The sequence below is a fragment of the Vibrio sp. 10N.222.52.B7 genome, from assembly GCF_041474275.1.
GTDB classification, from domain to species: domain Bacteria; phylum Pseudomonadota; class Gammaproteobacteria; order Enterobacterales; family Vibrionaceae; genus Vibrio; species Vibrio crassostreae_C.
Window position 1 is genome coordinate 1 of the sequence record NZ_JBFRTU010000277.1, and the last position, 337, is coordinate 337.

Annotated in this window: 1 pseudogene; it reads right to left on the reverse strand. The window is 44.5% G+C overall.

What is annotated here, in order from left to right:
• A pseudogene (locus tag AB4512_RS22830) lies at positions 1–337 on the reverse strand (translation elongation factor); the annotation flags it as partial.

The following is a 337-nucleotide window of genomic DNA, read 5'->3' on the forward strand; positions in this document are numbered from 1 at the left end:
TGTTCATTCAGTAAGCGCTTGTTTACTTTGGTTTGAGCTAGGGCTTTAGAGCGCTTTTGCTTTTCATTTTGCTTCACGCTTTCTGTCACTAAGCTGGTGGCACCCAGCACCGATATCAATTGGTTTGGGTTCACAAAGCGATGCAACATGGTTTTACCAGCAAGGCCTTCTTCAAAGCGAACTGGGATTTGTTTGAACAATCCGATATTAACTGCAGCTCTCAGCCTTTGCTGTAAGGCTGCGCGAGTGACTTGACCATCGGTTGATTCAATAATCTCAGTGGTGGAAACGTACCCGTCTTTACTGCTAAACCCACGAAGTGAAATTAGGTTAAGAA